The sequence below is a fragment of the Virgibacillus oceani genome, from assembly GCF_041521345.1.
GTDB classification, from domain to species: domain Bacteria; phylum Bacillota; class Bacilli; order Bacillales; family Amphibacillaceae; genus Virgibacillus_N; species Virgibacillus_N oceani_A.
In genome coordinates this window covers 1-19126 of sequence record NZ_JBGOHB010000020.1, presented here as the reverse complement: position 1 = coordinate 19126, position 19126 = coordinate 1, and the positions used below count along the sequence as shown (strand labels likewise).

Genomic DNA, 19126 nt, shown 5'->3' with positions numbered 1-19126 from the left:
CAGATTAATAGAAGAAGAAAGTTACAGTAATATAGTAGATACAGATAAAAGAGATTCATAATTTACCGATTAAAGGTAACAAACTAAGAAATATTATCATTATAAAATATATGAAGAATAGGGGGTGTACTGGAAGTAGTTTAGGAAATTAGTATGTAAACCTACATGAGGATTAATTTATCTTAAGCAAATTGTTAACGCTGCCAAGAATTTCAAGCTAAACAGAAATAATATTACTTTGGAGGAGGACATTAAATAACTATGGGAAGACAAATGCGTAATAGAATAGTTTTCATGACAATTTTATTAATCTTCACGCTTATCCCGGCAAGTAGTTTTGCAGCATTATATGATAATGAACAAGACTTGCCGACGACTGGCTTTGAAGACCGAAACAGTGGCGAGTGGACCACATTGGAAGAAGAGATAGATTTTATTAATGAAGTAGCAGAACTATCAGACAGGGTTTGGTATGAAGAAGTTGGACAATCTGTTGATGGAAAACCTATATATATGGTCTATGTTGGAGAATCTGAACGCTCCAAAGAAGAGATTCAAAATGGCCGTACTGTATTTATTATGGGTACGCCACACGGAAACGAGCCAGCAGGTCGAGAGGGAGCTTTTAAGATCCTACGTGATTTAGCTTTTACGGATGACCCTGCTATGCTTGAAGTCCTTGAAAATTCAACTGTTTTAATTATGCCTACACCGAACCCGGATGGGCGTGAGGCGAACAATCGTAGAAATTCTTGGGGAATTGACAACAACCGGGACAATCTAAATCTAGTAACTCCTGAAAACCAAACAATTGCAAAAGTATTAAGGGATTTCAACCCAGATATAACAATCGATGCCCATGAACGTCCAAGCGGCAGCAACCCGGATATTGAGTACTTGTGGCCACGTAACCTTAACGTGGATCGTGACATATACGATCTGAATGTCGAGTTGGTACAAGACTACATGATGCCTGATGCGATAAATGATGGATGGTCAACAGGATTGTATGGGAGACCAGGTGGATCTGGTAGAGAAGATGTGCGTATTCTTCGGAATATGGGAGGTCTCAGGCACGGTATAAGTGTTTTAACAGAATCTGCCGGAACAGCTACTAACGAAGATCGAGTTGATATGCAGTTGAGTTCTTATAATTCCGTCTTGTCTTTTTATCAGGAAAGATTTGATGAAATTGCAGCTGCGGTAGATGGAGCGCCTATACGTAAACAGGCTGATGGTAAAAATAAAGCTGATTTTTATTTAGCTGGTGCAGATGATGAACCAGAAAAAGAACAAATAATAGATCCACCGGTATGTGGATATTTGCTTCATACAAAGCAAGCAGAGGTAATTGAGCGTCATATTGACTTATTTGCACTGGAAACAGAGCAGGTAAGTGATGATGCTGTATTTATAACGATGGATCAACCTATGATGACAGTTATCCCGTTTTTAGTTGATGATCGGGCGCTTTATAATGAGATAGAAGGAATGCCATTAGAGGACTGTACAGACCCGGGATCAATGGAGCCTCCAGAGCCTCCGGAGCCGCCAGAAGAGACAGAGCCTGCTCAATATCAAACTGATTTCTCGGATACTGAATCAGGTGTACCATCTGATTGGACAATGCAATGGAGAGATAGTAACTGGGAAATCAAGGATGAGCCACATAGATTGGAACATTTTGTAGATAGTGCAGGTGGTCGCAGATTATTAGCGTGGGATACAGTCGGTGAAGTTCATGGGGATGTTGAAGTATCAGCCCTGGTACGTCCAAGGGGAAGTGGTGCAACCCTCTTCCAGCTTCAACTGCATGCAACTGGAGAAGCAGGGGCAGAAAATAGTTACTATTTAGATGTTCGGACAAATAATGACGTTCGTATAAATCGTAACTTAGGTGGCTCTTTTAGTACGCGTACAACGGCAAATCTACCGTTTATTGTAGATGAAAATACATGGTTAAACGTTGTGTTTAAACGTGAAGGATCCATGTTAAAAGGAAAGGTTTGGCCATATGGTGCTGATGAACCACAAGATTGGTCAATTACAGTAGAAGACCCACTTACAAATAGTGGTCAAATAGGACTTGGACATGTTACCAGTAACAGATACAATGACTGGGCATTCGTTGGAGTCGGTACAGGTGGTGAAGATGCGCCGCGAGCACCGGAAGATATGCCTGGATATATTAGTACTGTTGGCCTGGATGATCTTGTTGATTCCATCGAAGGCGAAAACCTTGTTGAAGAAGACTATACAGAAGGAACGTGGGAGTCATTAGAAACTGCGCTGGAAAATGCTAGAGATGTGTTGGAAAATGCCGAGAATAATCCGAATGAAGCAGTGCAATCTGCCATCAACGATGCAATGGCACAATTAGAAAATGCGCGTTCCGGATTATTAAGTAAGGATGCAGCACAGTATGAAACAGATTTTATTGAATATGAGTTGGATCAAACTCCATCAGATTGGTCGACCTTATGGAGAGATAGTGACTGGAAAGTCGTTGATAACCCTCGTAGACTCGAGCATTCATTAGATGGCGGAGGACGTCGGGCATTAACATGGGATGCCGTTGGTGAACATGAGGGAGATTCTGAGGTTTCAGCTGTTGTTCGGGCAAGTAATGTTGGAGACACTATGTTCCAAGTAGGCTTCCACATGTCTGGAGAAGCAGGCAGTGAGAATGCTTATTACATTGATATGAGAAGCCCGGATGCCAGTTCACGAGCAAACCAGTTACGAATTGGCAAATATGTAAATGGAAGCTACACATTAATTGGAGGCAGCGGCGCATTACCATTTGAAGTTGGTGAAGATATTTGGTATGAGGTTATTTTTAAAATTGAAGGTGACAGGCTATATGCAAAAGCTTGGCCGTATGGTGAAGAAGAACCTGATTTCCAAGTATTAGGACAAGATAGTTCCTTATCTAGTGGAAAATTAGGACTTGCAGCATTTACAAATGGTACCATTAATGACTGGGCATTCGTTGGGGTTGGTACAGGTGGTTTAGAAGCCCCGCGCGCACCAGAAGATCTGTTTGATCCAGAAGATCCAGAAGTTGACAAAACGGCACTGCAGGATCGCGTCGATGAGATCATTGCTGAAAACCTGAACGAGGCTGATTATACGGAAGAAAGCTGGCAAGTATTGCAGGATGCTTTAACCGGAGCTGAAGAAGTACTGAGTAACCCGGATGCAACGCAAGAAGAAGTGGATACTGCACTGACAATACTGAATGAAGCCCGTGACGGAGTGGTAGAAGTGGGATCAATCAGTGCAGCCAGCATGATAACAAGTATTGAACAGTTTGATGAAGAGGGAGCTTTTGAAAATGATCAGGTTGTAAGGTCATTAATTCTTCATTTAACTGCAGTGGATCAATATGAATCACAGGAAGAAGCAGAAAAAGTCGTGAGGCATATGGAAAGCTTTAATTTATTGCTTGACCATATGGCAGAGCAGATGTCCGAGGAAGCGTACGATTCGCTTTACGCTGATGCTGAATTGTTAATTGCCAAATGGGAATAAGCAGAGAATGAGATAATAAATGATGAAAACCATCATCTCCTTGTTTAAAACGGGGAGATGATGGTATTTTGTAATCAATAGTCAGGTTAGTGTTAAAAAAATAACAAAGGGTGAAATATACGATGACTGAACAGATCAATGTATTGTTTTCAAACAATCAAAAAGTAAAAGAAAATAATAATCTGCAACGCTTATTATCACTGGAAACTGGAAAAGATTGTTTCTTAACAACTTTAGATGATGAAATAGCGTTCATTGTCACCATAGGCAATAATAATTATGAACTGGATGAAATTAGAATGTTAGCAGGTGATATATCAAGAGAACTAGGGAAACACAGGATTAGATCAGGGAAAGTTGATCTCAATGAACTATTAAAAACATTTGATTATATCAGTAAACCTGAGCTTATTACTGCATTTGTAGAGGGGTGGACGTTAGGCAATTATTCTTTCTCAAAGTACAAAACGAGAGAGTTGAAAATAGAAACTGATTTAAAATTTAACGATATTACTGGAATTGAATCATATATCGAACGTGGTAAAACAAGAGCTAATGCAACTGCCTTTACCCGTGATTTAGTAAATGAAACACCTGAAGCATTAAACCCGACTACTTTTCCGAAATATTTAGAGAAGGAATTCAATAATTCAAATGTTGATATGAAGTTATTGGATGAGGCTGAAATTAGTAAAATGCATGGTGTTTTGGCTGTGAATAAAGGTAGTAAACACCCCGCTGCTTTTATAGAATTAGCTTACTGTGGTGATCAATCAAAACCACTAACAGTACTTGTAGGTAAGGGTGTAACATTTGATACTGGTGGTATAAGTTTAAAGGTCCGCAGAAATATTAGTGTAATGAAAATGGATATGGCAGGAGCGGCAGCTGTTGCAGGTGCAGTAAAATTATTAGCAGATACGCATGCTCAAGTGAATGTAATTGGTCTTATCCCAGTAGTAGAAAATATATTGGGGGAGGATTCTTATTTACCTGGAGATATCATTACATATAATAATAATCTTTCTGTTGAAATCGGCAATACAGATGCCGAGGGAAGACTAATATTGGCGGATGGGCTTTTGCGTGCAAATGAAATTGGAGCAGAATATGTAGTGGATATCGCTACACTAACCAGCTCAGTAAAACAGGCTTTAGGAAATGAAATGGCCGGTGTTTTTGGCGATAATGAATTAACGCGTAAAATTGAGGAAATAGGAAATAAAAATGGGGATTTTGTTTGGTCGTTACCCTTATTAAATAAATATGAGAAAAATATAAAAAGTGATTATGCGGATATTTGTAATATAAGTTCAGGCGATGGTCCGGGTTCAATTATTGCCGCATTATTTTTACGTCATTTTGTTAAGGACGTTAAAAAATGGCTGCATATTGATATGGCAGGTGTAAAGGAAAGTGATGAAGCTGGTTATTATTCAAAATCAGCTAGTGGGTATGGGGCAAGATTGTTGGCGGATTATGCTGAGTATATTTCAAATCAAGAATGGTAAATCCAGTTCCCATGAGTTGTTCAAAATGCACCGGACATTAACAATATTGGGCTAATGGAAGGCCGTGCTGGTTCGTATCTTTTTCCTAAGTAGGGAAATACATCTCCGAGTTACTTCAACAAAATTCTGGAAGTGCCTAGCACCCACTCAGGCGCTCAAGCATGTGACTAGGCACCAAAATATCTAGTATTATATACAAAAGAGTTCAAACAAGCATGAAAGGAGGTGGGACAGTGGAGTTGGATTATAACAGCTTTATCCCATTGCATATTCAACTAAAAGAAGAAATTGAGAAACAGATTAGAAAAGGATTTTATAAAGGGCAGATTCCAAGTGAGAGACAACTTATGGAGGAATTTCATACAAGCAGAAGCACGGTAAGGGAGGCCATAAATCTTCTTGTCATGGAAGGAATTCTGGAAAAAAAACACGGAAAAGGGACGTTTGTTTCTTTACGCCCCGTAGATGATTGGCTTGGACATTTGAGCAGTACGACGGAAACGATACGAAACTTGGGGATGAAGCCGGGTGCAAAATTGATTGATCATTACGTTACAGTACCTCCAGCATATGTTCAGAAAGTATCCAGGTTTGAGAAAGCTTATTTTATAAGGCGAGTGCGTTATGCAGACAATATTGCGCTTGGAATTGAACGGCACTATTACCCCGTGAAAATTGGGGAACGTCTTGTGAAATATAATCTGGATGATGCCACCTTATATGATTTGGTGGAAAATGAACTTGGTATTCAATTTGCGGATGCGAGACAAGTGATAAGCAGCGGAGCGCTGTTGGAGGAAGACCGGGATTATCTTCAAGTACCTGAAAAATCGGGGGCGATAATTGCCGAAAGGATCATTAAAGACGTTTTCGGAAATGTGATTGAATACGAAGAGGCTTATTACCGGAGCGACATGTATCAGTTTACGATTAACCTGTCACGTAAGAGCAGATAGTTATAAAACTTATTTATAAAGGATATTTGAAAAAAATATCTGAATTTAGAAATAATATTGAAATTTAATCTGCTATACTAAATGTATTCTGTTGTATTTTAACTGGTACAGATGTCATGATGTCACTATGAAATATAATTTAAATAAGGAGGGGTTCTCTTTTATTGACTTTATGGAGAGGATTTCAGGAGCGGTGCAAGAAGAAAAAAGGAGGAGCTATTTAATCAAAATGAAAGCGATTGCAAATAGTGGACTTTCAAGTGTCTAAGCTCCATAAAAGTAAATTATTTTTAATAGACGGGAGGAAGGAAGATGAAAACAAAAACGGAGATGAATCAAGCGACCAAAAAAGATTCAGCTTTGTGGAATGCTATGCACTGGTATATTCCAGAAGAAAAAAGGATGATTGCCGCTTCCGGTTTATGGTGTTTAAACCTGGGTCATGGCAGACAGGAGATTGTGGATGCAGCAGCAGAGCAGATGAAAAAACTCTCTTATTTTCCCTTAACCATGAATCATAGGCCTGCTATTAAACTGGCAGAAAAAATCAGCGATTTGCTTGGTGCGAGATTTCAGACTTTCTTTTCGAACAGCGGATCCGAAGCGAATGAAACTGCTTTTAAAATTGTACGGCAATATCATATACAGACAGGCAATCCAGGAAAATACGAGGTAATTTCCAGATATCGCGGGTATCATGGTTCCACACTCGGCGCGTTGAGTGCGATTGCCCAGGCAAACCGTCGGATGAAATATGATACGGGATTGCCGGAATTTCTGCATGTTAATCCGCCATATAGCTACAGGTCCATTTGTGGAAGTTATAGGACAAGCTCCGCTATTTATAACTCATTCAAAAGCATTTCGTTTAATTACCCCACTGATGGGAAAACTATCTAAGAACTCAAATGATGCCATAAGGAGTGATGTTTCATGAGATTGGAAGGAAAAAGAATCATCGTGACGGGAGGAGCCAGTGGAATGGCGGCTGCGACTGTCCGTACTTACGTAAAAGAGGGTGCCACCGTAACGTCACTGGATGTAAATGATGAAGAGGGACGTAAAGTTGCAGAAGATGCAACCGAAAAAGGGCCCGGGAAAGCCACCTATTATCACTGTGATATTTCTAAGCGAGAAGAAGTGCAATCTGCTTTTAAAAAGGCGGTTGAAGAAATGGGCGGACTGGATGTGCTGGCGCATGTCGCAGCTGTACAAAGATCCGTTCCTGCAGCTGAGATTTCAGATAAAGATTATGATTTCCTGATGAATATAAATATTCGCGGCACGATACTTACGAACCAGGAAGCATTCAAAGCGATGCAAGATCAGTCCAAGGGTGTCATTATTAATTATGGCTCCATTTCCGGTTTGCGGAAAGAGGCTGGTGCCACACTGTATTCTGCTTCCAAAGGGGCGGTAATGTCATGGACTCGCAGTATCGCGGCTGAGTGGGGGTCACACGGAATTCGTGTGAATGCCATTCTACCGGCTATCCATACGCCAATGTATGAGGCAGCACGTGAAAGCTTAAAGCCTGAACAGCTTGAAGCGATGGAGGCAGAAAACCAAAAAGAAATCCCGCTTGGTGGAAAGTACGGTGATCCTGACGAGGATCTCGGCCCTGTTATGGTCTTTTTAGCAAGTGAGGATTCCCGATTTATCACAGGACAGCTTCTTCCTGTAGATGGCGGTCAGGCAACGGTCCGGTAGCTCCTAGAAAGCTTGTAAGATGGGATAAACAGAAGGAAGGCTGGGACATATATAAAGTAATCCACTCTAAATACAAACAATGAACGAATGGAGTGAAGTTATATTTCCGGAGCGGGCTATAGGCTGTCATTATTATTGCTGGGATAAAAATAATTTTGTCCCAGCTTCTATTCTCACAATCATATTTCCTCATGCTTCAATGAACTGTTGCTAATATTTTCATGACATAGGGTGTATCAAGGCGAATGGAACACGAAAAATTGGATTATGCTATTTCGGTTTTATATAGAGAGGGGAAGTGACTAGGAACCTATTAAAAAAGCGCTATTTGAGAATTTTTTCCTCAAATAGCGCTTATTCCTTCTTTATTATTAAGAACCAGATCCGGATGCTTCAGATGTTTCCGATGAACTCTCCGACTCTGCCTGCACAGTATTCGTAACCTCTAAATGATCCTGCAGGATAGATTTCGTTTCATTCAAAGCTACTTCATCCAGCTGCCAGTAATATGTGTTTCCTGGCTGATAATCATCGCCTTCGAGAGTCATAGAATCAATTTGCAGAGAAGATCCGCTTGTTCCGTAAGATAAAAAGCTTTTCATTTCACTGAATGACATGTTCGTTGCCATATTTGAACCAACAGCATCAATGATATCATCAAATTTCAAAATGGAACTTACAGAAGCGGTCTTTTCGACCATTGCTTCAATAATATCCTGCTGCCGTTTACCGCGTTCAATATCATTGTCCAGCTTTCTCGTACGAGCCAGTGCCAATGCTTCTTCCCCGTCTAGCTCCTGCTCACCTTCCAGCAAGTGAATCGCATCTCGCTGATCCATGGAATTAGATTCAGTGAATTCGTACGGTACTTCCGCTGTAATTCCGTCGAGTGCATCAACAACATCCACAAAGGCATGGAAGTTCACACGAACCCAATAATCAATGGGAATATCCAGTAAATTTTCTACTGTTTCTCTTGTTGCACTTGGTCCGCCATAAAAATGTGCATGGTTAATTTTGTCTTCGTAACCCACTTCAGGAATATGCACATAGGAATCACGCGGGATACTTACGAGATTCACACTTTTATCTTCTTCATTCAACGTTGCAACCATGAGTGCGTCTGTTCTTGCAGTTTCAGTGTTGTCTCTGTGGTCATTTGCGTCCACACCCATAATCAGTATAGAAACATTGTCAACTTGTGGATCGACTTTTTCTTCTCTTAAATCGGATTTTTCTACATTATCATCTACATAGGAATCGGATAGTACGGAGTCTGCCTTCAAATATAAATACGTGCCATAACTTACAACGCCAAGAAAAAGCGTAACAAGTGGGATCAGTATAAAGAGGGCTCTCTTACGCAATCTGCGCTTTTTTTTCTGTTTCACCATCCTGCTTCTTGTCTCATTGTTTCTATCCATTTAGGGCTCTCCTTTATCTTTGTTTCCATTTTACCATAAACCAACTTATATTGTACTATGAATCTCACAAAAGGTAAATACGTATTTTGCTACGCTCTAAAGCCATTCGAAAAGACTCTCATATATATAGACGTATGTAAGGAAAAAAAGATTCAAAGAAACAAAAAAAGTCACGTTTTCACGATGCCAAATACTGTAAATAATGCTTGCAATTTATTGAAATTCCGAGAAAATTCGAGGGATTTCGGGGAGTGACAACGCTTTACGGTGGGGCGAGCATTTAGCGCAGCCCCAGTAACCTTCAGAACAAATCGTCTTTAATTTTGGTGGTGGAAATGCCTTTTGTTCTAGGGAGGTAAATGACTTCACAATACGCTTTGAGATAATCAAATTCTCCTTCCCAGTCGTCTCCCATCACTAAAATATTTGCATCATACTGTTTGACATCTTCCATTTTTTGTTCCCATGTATTTTCAGGGATGATTTGATCAACATAGCGAATAGCCTGAAGTACAATTTTCCGCTGCGCATACGTATGATATGCCTTCTTATTTTTCACCCCGTTAAAATGATCCGTGGAGAGGCCGACAATGAGAAAATTCCCCATCGCTTTTGCCCGGCGCAGTATATTGATATGTCCTTCATGAAGTAAGTCAAAGGTGCCATAGGTAATGACACGTGTCATTTGGAGTCACCTCTCGTCCAGTGTTTCTGCCATCATATCATATTTTCCACCCGGACAATAAAAGCATTTTAATAAACGATCTCTTCTTCATCGTCCTCTGCATAATCAGTTACCTCATTGTTTGGAGAGAGATCGAGGTGCCTTCGCAGCTTATTGCTGATTTCAACTCTGTTGTCATCCTCTACCATATAATACCATCCGCCATCATCCAAATAGGTTCCCTCCCCGTCAAAGTTAACCGTCTCCATCGCTAAATCCTTCGCCATGCCATAACTGACAAAACTTTGCATTTCCTTAAAAGTAAAATTTGTTTGCATATTGCTGCCAATGGCCGTAATGACATCTTCCAATTTCAATATAGAAGTAGACGATATTGCTTTATCGGCAATCGCTTGCAAAATTTCCTGCTGACGTTTACCGCGCGCTACATCACTGTCTTGATCCCTCGTACGAGCTAATGCCAGGGCTTCTTCGCCATCTAATTCCTGATATCCTTCATGTAAATGAATGGAATCTCTTTTGTCCTGGGAATCAGACTCCTGGAACTCGTATGGAACATCAAACATAATACCATCAAGCGCATCCACCACCTCCACAAAACCTTCAAAATTCATCGTTACATAATAGTCGACAGGTATCTGAAGAAAGTGTTCGACCGCATCCATCGATGCCCGCGGTCCGCCGTAGGCATGTGCATGGTTAATTTTAGTGTGGTAGCCGACCTCAGGAATATAGGCGTAGGAATCGCGCGGGATACTTAATAGTTTAATCGATTCAGAGTCCTGATTAAATGTGGCCAGCACCATCGCATCTGTCCTGCTCACTTCCTCATTTCGGTGCTCACTGTTATCCACGCCCAAAAGCAGCACAGATACATGGTCTTCCACAGGATCCACTTTCCCCTCCCGCAAGTCGGAAGTCTCGTTTTCTCGGCCAGTATCTTCAAAAGACTCGGTCACCAAATCCTCCGTTTTATTATACAGGTAGGCTGCATAACCAACCCCAATACTCAGCAGGAAAAGGAGGGCGACCCCAATTGTCAGTATCCATTTTTTCAACTTGCCTTTTTGCTTAGTCATAGTCCGAACTCCTCAGTTAATTCTATGCTTATTTTACAGATAATTATGTATAAAGTATAGGGGAATGTCGTTTTTTGGGGTAAGTTGTTGGAAGCTACTTTTAGAAGAAGAAAGCGCCTTTCATTTACTATACCCAAAAAGGGAAGGGAGTAAAATAGAGGAGAGAATCTGAGGCATAGTCGGGCTCGCTGAATCAAGGGAAAATGGAACATATTTATTGTTCACTCAGTAGCTCGCGCGCTGCCCGAAGTTGCTCATGAACCCATGGAAGTAGCTCGCGCGCTGCCCGAAGTTGCTCATGCAGCCCCGAAATTAGCTCGCGCGCTGCCCGAAAGTAGCTCATGCAGCCCCGAAATTAGCTCGCGTGCTGCCCGAAGTTGCTCATGCAGCCCCGAAAGTAGCTCGCGCGCTGCCTAAAGTTGCTCATGAACCTATGGAAGTGGCTCGCGCGCTGCCCGAAGTTGCTCATGCAGCTCCGAAAGTAGCTCGCGCGCTGCCAAAAGTTGCTCATGAACCTATCAAAGTCGCTCATAGCATACCTTGGCTTCAAACCATCACCTGCATTATCATTTGCTAAACTGATACAATTTCCCCACAATTATTTTCAGTCATGCCACCTTTTACCTAGTACTTACGATTGTATGGGTGAAAGGGAGGTGAGAAATATGGCAATTCAGGAATTAATGTCAACCTCGTTGCAGCTTGTTTTCAGTGATGGCATTGATGAAAGCTCAGGCAATCCTGTTTACAGAACAAAGAGCTTCAACAATGTGAAGACAGCAGCGGACGCTGAACAGCTGTATGCAGTGTCTACAGCGATGGCAGCATTGCAGGAGCTTCCACTCTACAATGTTCATCGCAGGGACAGCTCTGACATCTACGAAGAATAATCTTATCTAAAAAATGGGGAAAGGAGGTAAGACGATGGCTAAAACAATTCAACTTCAGTTTGAAAATTACGACGGGAGAGCAGTGACCTATTCATTGGACAATCCTGTGGAGCCAGTGGATCCTGAAGCAGTGAATGCTGCCATGGACGAAATCATCGAGCAGAATGTATTTACATCAAGCGGCGGTGACTTGGTTGCCAAGAGAAATGCCCGTCTGGTTGAACGAACGGTAGAAGAAATCGAAATCTTTTAATGAGATAGACCAGTGGCTCGGCTGCTGGTCTATTTTTTCTAAGGATCAAAATCCATTTAAAAGGATGTGAAAATCATGGAAACCTGGATTTCCTTTTTAACAGAGGTTGGCTTTCCGATCGCGGTCACTTTTTATTTGCTGCACCGAATTGAAGGAAAGCTGAATTTGTTAATTGAATCCATTCATGCATTGCCTGATAAAATGCGAGATTAAAACTTCGGCCTGGCCGGAGTTTTTTTATATAAGTCCTTAAACTTAGAACTGGTAGGTATGTAGTAGAAAATTGAACAATCTGGGTTGACTTAAAGACCACGAGTTGAAAATATGATGATTATAAATATGAATGAACCTAAAGCACCTTTCCAGGAACAGGGATTGGTGCTTTGTTTTTTCCATAAAGCATGTATTTTGGAAAAAAGAATGTAATACTTTATAATGGATTACGAAAAGTAATGATTAATCTGCAGTAAAGGTTGTGTACAATTTGGAAAAATACCGTATAGATAAAAATAAACCGATGGAATTTGGGCTATATACACTAGGTGATCACCTGCCAAACCCGGCGAAGGGTGAACGAATATCGGCAGAGCAGCGAATTCATGAGATTATCGAACTCGCTCAACTTGCTGAACAAGCAGGGATTGATTTCTTTAGTGTGGGGGAGAGTCATCAGGAATATTTTGCGACACAAGCGCATTCTGTCGTGTTAGCTGCGATTGCACAGGCGACAGAGAAGATAAAAATCTCCAGCTCATCCACGATTGTCAGTACGCTGGATCCGGTTCGGGTATTTGAGGATTTTGCGACCATTGACTTGATATCGAAGGGAAGGGCGGAAATTGTTGCCGGCCGTGCGTCACGAGTTGGATTGTATGATTTGCTCGGCTACGACCTCAATGATTATGAAGCATTGTATGAAGAGAAATTTGACCTGCTATTAAAAATTAGTCAGCAGGAAGAGCTTGACTGGGAAGGGAAGTTTCGGGCCCCTCTAAAAAATGCCCAAGTGATACCGCGGCCGCAAAATGGATCGATGCCGATCTGGCGTGCAGTAGGTGGAACCCCGACCAGTGCTATTAAAGCAGGGTACGCAGGCGTCCCGATGTTTTTAGCGCATCTTGGCGGACCTGTGTCTGTTTTTCAAAGATCGATTGATGCTTACCGCGAGGCAGCAAGGACGAATGGTCATGACCCAGCTGAACTCCCGGTTTCCACGGCAGGCTTTTTCTACGCGGCGGAAACGACGCAGCAGGCGCAAAGGGAGTATTATGATCATATAAATGAAGGAATGAAACTGACAAACGGTCGCGGATTTCCAAAGCAAAATTTCGCTCAAGGTGCGGATTTGCGTGACGTCATGAATATTGGCAGCCCGGAATTGATCGTGGAAAAACTTCTATATCAACATGAACAATTCGGCCACCAGCGATTCATCGGCCAAATGGACTTCGGCGGTGTGCCATTTGATAAATTGAAGAAGAATATCGATCTGATTGGAACGAAAATTTTACCGGAAATAAAGAAACATACAGGGAAGTAGATAGCATATTTTGGATTGAGGGGGGCAGTCCCCAAGGAGGAATTGCATGAAAGTAGTAGGATTGTCTGGTTCCAATATGGGATCAAAGACGAGAACAGCAATGAATTATGTCATGAAAACAATAGCTGAAAAATATCCGGATGTAGAGTCAACAATGATTGATCTGGCGGACTACGACGTTCAATTTAGCGATGGACGAAATTATTTAGATTATGAAGGGGATACAGGATATGTGACCAAAATGATCATGGAAGCAGATGCGATTGTCATCGGCACACCGATTTTTCAGGCTTCCATCCCCGCTACTTTGAAAAATATATTTGATTTGCTGCCAGTAGACGGTCTGCAGGATAAAGTGGTGGCAATGCTTGTGACAGCAGGGTCTGCCAAACATTACCTGATTGCGGAGCAGCAGCTGAAACCGATTTTGGCCTATATGAAAGCGCAAATTGTGCAGACATATGTGTTTATAGAGGAGAAAGACTTTCTGCAGAAGGAAATTATCAATGATGATGTCTTTTTCCGGATTGACCGGCTGGTAGAGGACACCGCACTACTGACAGAAACGTATTTGAAGATGAAGGAAGCGAAAGAAGCAGAATATGGATTTTAAAGTAACAGGAGCCTGCATGGTGCAGGCTCCTGGTTGAATCTATTGGAAGAAAATGTACGACACTTCTCTCTATTAAAGGACTATTAACGGACGTTGACACTTAATACGTCCTTTTATAAGATGTACTTATACAGACGGTATTCGACAAAATTCGGGGAGTGACAATTCTTTTCGGCGGGACAAGCATTTAGCGCAGTTCCAGGCACCATAGAAAGAAAGGAGCATCTTGATATCTATAGAGACAAAAAAGACGTACCAATTAGTGATTGCGGGGAGAAGCTGATCAGTCTTTCCGGGATTTCAAAAAAAATAAAGGTTAAACCAATGTATTACCTAAATAAAATACCGGCTTCCCTGAATGATTGCTTTGCCAGAGAGGGAGCGGTGGAGCGGTTATTGGAAGCAAGTGAGAAACTCCCCGAAAACCATCATTTTATTATTTTTGACGCCTGGCGTCCGTATGAAGTACAACTGGAATTATATGAGCAGCTGAAAGAAAAATTGCGTTCTCAGGGTCTGGAAAATGAAAGCCTTCACAAAGAGCTTTCCCAATATGTTGATGTACCTGCGAAAGATCCAATGCAACCTTCTAATCATTTGACGGGAGGAGCCATAGATTTAACCATAGCAACACCTAATGGCCCGCTTGATATGGGGACAGGTTTTGATGATTTCACCGAAAAATCACATACAAATGCTTATGAAAATTGCACGGATGCAGATGAAAAGGAAGCAAGGGCAAGAGACAACCGCCGGCTTTTAAAAGAAATGATGGAGAATGCCGGCTTCACTAACTATGAAAAAGAGTGGTGGCATTATGATTACGGCAATCAAAACTGGGGCAAAGCAACCGGGCATACTGCCTTCTATGGAGGCGTTATCAATTTGAAAGGCCATTTGGGTGCAAAGTAAATCTGACCGCATTTTAATCCGAAAGCGGGGTGAAAGATATTGGCAAAATAAAAGTTCTGGCAGTTGGTCCGAGTGACATAAAAGTACTTGTGCTGGATGTTGCAAAAGAGTATCCTGAAATGAATATTCATTATGCTATTTATACAAATGAAAATGAGGTCGTTGATACGGTTAAACAGCATGAAAATAATCATGACATTCTATTGTTTGCCGGATCGCTGCCATATAATATTGTGAAAGAAAATATGAATATAACGAAGCCAATGTATTATATTAAATTTCAAGGAACCGCATTATATCGTGTCTTGTATCATTTAAACCGAAAGTCAAATAATGATTTTACGGAAGAAATGATGAATATCAGTATGGACAATATGAGGAAGTTTGAAGTAGATGAGTGTTTTGAAGAACTTGAAATAAATGTAAATAAATTATTTATGTATGAAAACAGTCTGGAGCAGAATATGGATCGCTTGATCGATTATCACCGGCAGTTATGGCAAAACAAGAAAATAGATGTAGCCATTACATGCGTAGGTTCGGTGTACGAGCAGCTGAAGAAACTTGATATACCTGTCGCACGTGTCAGACCTACCCGGGTTGCTGTCAGAAACAGTCTCGAGCAGGTGCTGCTTGAGGGGGAAAATCTGCAGCAGCATGGCTCGCAAATTGCTGTTGGTATTATCGATGTTAGTAATATGTACAAAGACGATCATCTGACTGAATACCAGCAGCAGCGAAGAATCCTGTCCCTGCAAAATATATTGGTAGACTACGGGGAAGCGTCTCAGTCCATTATAAAATGGCCTGATGGAAAAGAGGTAAAATTCATTACTACAAGAGGTGCGCTCCAATTTGAAAATGGCGAGTCCAAGGAATTGAATTTGCTCAAAAATATTTTTAGTAAAACAGAAGTGAAAGCAAAACTCGGGATTGGCATAGGCCGTACTGCGAATGAGGCAGAAAACCATGCCAGGGAAGCATTAATGAAAGCATCGGGAAATAAATCAAACTGTTTCGTTGTAGATATGGACGGGACTGTTAGCGGACCGCTTGGAAACCAATTACAGCTGACTTATTCTATAAGGAATGATAATGAAGAATTGCTTGCTATGGCTAAAAAAGCAAATGTCAGCAGCGCAACACTTAATAGAATCGCTTCTTTTTGCGAGGTCCAGGGAAAAAATACAGTAACAACTGTGGAGTTGGCAGGTGGTCTCGGCATCACACAGAGAAGCGCAAGAAGAATTTTGAATAAACTCGAACAAGTTGATTTAGCGGTTGTGACCGGGGAGGAACAGCCGGTAAATAGAGGAAGGCCGCGTCAGGTTTATTCGCTTTTTCCGGAGAAATCATCGATAAAAACAGAATAGTGCCGTGCGTTTTATTTTTGAAAATAAACTGGTTTAATAAATAATTGAAACCGATTTCTAATAAATGTAATAACCATGATAACAATAGGGGGAAGCAATATGATCTACTCAATAATAAGCCCTGATGACACATGGATCCTGTGGGGTTTTTTGGCAGGCTGGGCAGCAGTCAGTATTTACTTGGAGCAAAAATATGAATGGGCATCAAAACTTTCAGGTGCAATTATCGCCCTGATTGGAGCAATGGTGCTGGCCAACCTGCAAATCATCCCAACGGAATCACCTTTATGATACGGTTTGGTCCTATGTGGTGCCGCTGTCCATTCCACTTTTGTTATTCCGTTCAAACATTTTAAAAATATGGAATGAAAGTGGCAGGCTGCTGATTATGTTTCTGATTGGTGCAATAGGTACGGTAACAGGGGCTATCGTAAGCTTCTTTTTACTCAGAGATGTCATTCCGTATGCTGATAGAATTGCTGCGATCATGAGCGGCTCGTATTCTGGAGGAGGCGTTAACTTAGCGGCATTATCCGCAAGATTTGAATTGCCGGGTGAGACCCTTTCTGCCACTGTAGTAGCAGATAATTTGCTGATGGCGATGTATTTTCTCGTATTAATTGCCATTCCGACATTATCTTTTTTCAGAAAGAAATATAAAACACCTTATATAGACGAACTGGAAAAAAACGGTTCATCAGATGGCAACATGGCATCATCCTACTGGGGGAAAAAAGAAGTTTCCTTGAAGGATATTGCTTTAGCAGTAGGAACTGCGTTTGTTATTGTGGCTGCTTCCTTTAAAATTGCTGATGTTTTTGCAGCGATCATACCATCTGGCGAAAACGTGAATTTCTTTATTAATATGCTGCACGGCGTTTTAGGGGACGGGTATTTGGTGCTCACCACGATAACGATGTTACTGGTTACCGTCTTTCCGCGTTACTTTGAAAGCATTAATGGCGCGCAGGAAATTGGGACTTATTTAATTTATATTTTCTTCGTAGTCATCGGTGTTCCTGCTTCATTGCCAGTGATTATACAGCATGCACCATTAATACTTGTCCTTGTAACCATTATGGTGGTAGTTAATATGATTGTATCATTTACGTTTGGAAAACTGTTCAAGTTCTCTTTGGAAGAAATTATTCTTTCCAGTAATGCCAATATCGGCGGGCCAACAACCGCAGCCGCCATGGCGATCTCCAGAGGCTGGACAAAACTAGTTGGACCGATCCTGATCGTAGGAACCCTGGGATATATTATCGGAAACTACTTTGGCATCTTCCTGGGCAACTGGTTCATGGGTTTATAGTCGGTGCCTGGGATTATGCTAAATGCTCGACCCACCGAAAAGAATTGTCACTTTCCGTAAAAGCACGAACTTTGTCAGATGATATTGGGATCAGCCTCTCATTGCTTAAAAGTGGGGGGCTGATCCCATTTTTATGGCGGGAAGGAACTAAAGAGCGTGTGACAAAATTCGGGAAGTGACGGGCACCTCAAATCATGTTGATTTCTTCAAATTTTACTATGGCTGGCGGTGTTTCTTCTATGGCATCATGCTCCCAGACAGCATGAAGGAAAACCTCGGAAACAGCTGCTTGCCTGCTATCTCCATGTTCTAACATTTCCAAGGCGACAACACTTTCAAAAATGGCTGTCATCCCTTTAGCCAGTCTTTTTGTATAATAGGTTTGCATATCAGGGGAAAGTCTCTTCACCTCTGCAATTTTCTCACCAAGCTGATCCAGTTCATCTGCCATTCGTTTCTTCCATACACCATCTGATACAGATTCCAATCTTCTTTTCATTTCTGCTGAAAAAATCTCGTCTACTTGATATTTTCCAATCAAACGCAGTACTTCTAATCCCAAAATATTGGCAGTCCCTTCCCAAACAGTGAGCACCTGAGCATCACGGAGCAGCCGAGGGGTGACAAAATCTTCAATATATCCATTCCCGCCATGCATTTCAATAGACTCATGGGAAAAATGGATTGCCTGTTCAGCTGTTTCTTTTTTCATGATGGCGACATACAAGCGGAAAAGAATTTCGTCCTGTTTTGAAGCATCCGCTTCCGCATTCATCACCCGGTCCATCAGCTCAATCACTTCAAAAAGTGCCTGCAGCTCGACTTCCTGCTTTGACGCCATATTGCTCAATGTTTCCTTCACCATCGGGTAGGCGGTCAATTTTTTGCCAAAAGCATCGCGATCCATCGCATAATCACGCGCCTCCAGATAAGCACGCTTCATGATGCCAAGCGATGCCACTGCATTGGAAACCCGGGAAAGGTTCAGCGCCTCCATCATGTAATAAAATCCGCGATCTGCTTCACCAACTAAATACCCTTTAGCACCTTCAAATTCTCTGCACAGTAGAGTTATTCCGCAAGTTTGCTAAATGAACGTTCCCGCACACCTCATGAAAAACGCCCTCCATACGTTAGCCACCTATGATAAAATAGGAGCAGCACAATAAAGAAAAGGTGATCCAACTTGAAAATATCCGTTACTCTACCATGAAAATAAAGTTCTAAAATAAGGAATAAATGTCAATACTAAAGTAGACGCAGCTCATTCATTTTTTTAAAAGGAGTGCGCCATCACTCAAAATCTATAGGAATATGGCGATATGGTTTAA

General features: G+C 41.5%; 15 protein-coding genes and 2 pseudogenes. 13 read left to right on the top strand and 4 right to left on the bottom strand.

Going from position 1 to position 19126, the window contains the following annotated elements; translation table 11 throughout:
• The first annotated feature begins 261 nt into the window (after positions 1-261).
• The 5 genes and pseudogenes from ACDX78_RS14810 to ACDX78_RS14790 all read left to right on the top strand — a co-directional run bounded on the left by ACDX78_RS14810 (position 262) and on the right by ACDX78_RS14790 (position 7711).
• A complete protein-coding gene (locus ACDX78_RS14810; RefSeq protein ID WP_486028929.1) occupies positions 262-3534 on the top strand; it encodes a M14 family zinc carboxypeptidase in 3273 nt (1090 codons plus the stop codon).
• A 122-nt stretch (positions 3535-3656) separates the two neighbouring features.
• A complete protein-coding gene (locus ACDX78_RS14805; protein WP_486028928.1) occupies positions 3657-5045 on the top strand; it encodes a leucyl aminopeptidase family protein in 1389 nt (462 codons plus the stop codon).
• 233 nt (positions 5046-5278) lie between these two features.
• Positions 5279-6001, top strand: coding sequence for a GntR family transcriptional regulator (locus ACDX78_RS14800; protein ID WP_486028927.1), 723 nt, complete (start codon positions 5279-5281; stop codon positions 5999-6001).
• Between the two features lie 372 nt (positions 6002-6373).
• Positions 6374-6814 (top strand): annotated as a pseudogene (locus ACDX78_RS14795) (aminotransferase class III-fold pyridoxal phosphate-dependent enzyme); the annotation flags it as partial.
• Positions 6815-6934: 120 nt separating this feature from the next.
• Positions 6935-7711: an SDR family NAD(P)-dependent oxidoreductase gene (locus ACDX78_RS14790; RefSeq protein WP_486028926.1), complete on the top strand. Its 777-nt coding sequence runs from the start codon at positions 6935-6937 to the stop codon at positions 7709-7711.
• 371 nt (positions 7712-8082) lie between these two features.
• On the opposite strand, the gene ACDX78_RS14785 is transcribed toward ACDX78_RS14790, so the two are convergent.
• The 3 genes from ACDX78_RS14785 to ACDX78_RS14775 form a co-directional block, all read right to left on the bottom strand.
• Positions 8083-9135: an LCP family protein gene (locus ACDX78_RS14785; RefSeq protein WP_486028925.1), complete on the bottom strand. Its 1053-nt coding sequence runs from the start codon at positions 9133-9135 to the stop codon at positions 8083-8085.
• Between the two features lie 301 nt (positions 9136-9436).
• Entirely contained in the window at positions 9437-9820 is a 384-nt protein-coding gene (tagD, locus tag ACDX78_RS14780) for a glycerol-3-phosphate cytidylyltransferase (RefSeq protein WP_486028924.1), read from the bottom strand.
• Positions 9821-9888: 68 nt separating this feature from the next.
• Positions 9889-10899, bottom strand: coding sequence for an LCP family protein (locus tag ACDX78_RS14775; protein WP_486028923.1), 1011 nt, complete (start codon positions 10897-10899; stop codon positions 9889-9891).
• Between the two features lie 665 nt (positions 10900-11564).
• Here ACDX78_RS14775 and ACDX78_RS14770 point away from each other — a divergent pair.
• From ACDX78_RS14770 to ACDX78_RS14735, 8 genes and pseudogenes are all read left to right on the top strand, one after another.
• A complete protein-coding gene (locus ACDX78_RS14770) occupies positions 11565-11789 on the top strand; it encodes a DUF1659 domain-containing protein (protein ID WP_486028922.1) in 225 nt (74 codons plus the stop codon).
• A gap of 34 nt (positions 11790-11823) precedes the next feature.
• Positions 11824-12042: a DUF2922 domain-containing protein gene (locus ACDX78_RS14765; RefSeq protein WP_486028921.1), complete on the top strand. Its 219-nt coding sequence runs from the start codon at positions 11824-11826 to the stop codon at positions 12040-12042.
• Between the two features lie 75 nt (positions 12043-12117).
• Positions 12118-12255, top strand: a complete 138-nt coding sequence (locus tag ACDX78_RS14760) for a YvrJ family protein (protein WP_164218500.1) — start codon at positions 12118-12120, stop codon at positions 12253-12255.
• A gap of 271 nt (positions 12256-12526) precedes the next feature.
• Entirely contained in the window at positions 12527-13582 is a 1056-nt protein-coding gene (locus ACDX78_RS14755; RefSeq protein ID WP_486028920.1) for an LLM class flavin-dependent oxidoreductase, read from the top strand.
• A 46-nt stretch (positions 13583-13628) separates the two neighbouring features.
• The gene (locus ACDX78_RS14750) at positions 13629-14195 is read left to right on the top strand and encodes an NADPH-dependent FMN reductase (RefSeq protein ID WP_486028919.1); all 567 of its coding nucleotides are present in this window, start codon (positions 13629-13631) and stop codon (positions 14193-14195) included.
• 324 nt (positions 14196-14519) lie between these two features.
• Positions 14520-15107, top strand: a complete 588-nt coding sequence (locus ACDX78_RS14745; protein ID WP_486028918.1) for a M15 family metallopeptidase — start codon at positions 14520-14522, stop codon at positions 15105-15107.
• A 29-nt stretch (positions 15108-15136) separates the two neighbouring features.
• Positions 15137-16480: a GTP cyclohydrolase IIa gene (locus tag ACDX78_RS14740; RefSeq protein ID WP_486028917.1), complete on the top strand. Its 1344-nt coding sequence runs from the start codon at positions 15137-15139 to the stop codon at positions 16478-16480.
• Between the two features lie 99 nt (positions 16481-16579).
• A pseudogene (locus ACDX78_RS14735) lies at positions 16580-17795 on the top strand (DUF819 family protein).
• Between the two features lie 187 nt (positions 17796-17982).
• Here the strand turns inward: ACDX78_RS14735 and ACDX78_RS14730 are convergent.
• Positions 17983-18861 (bottom strand): acyl-CoA dehydrogenase family protein, encoded by an 879-nt coding sequence (locus ACDX78_RS14730; protein ID WP_486028973.1) that lies wholly within the window; start codon positions 18859-18861, stop codon positions 17983-17985.
• Positions 18862-19126: the final 265 nt, after the last annotated feature.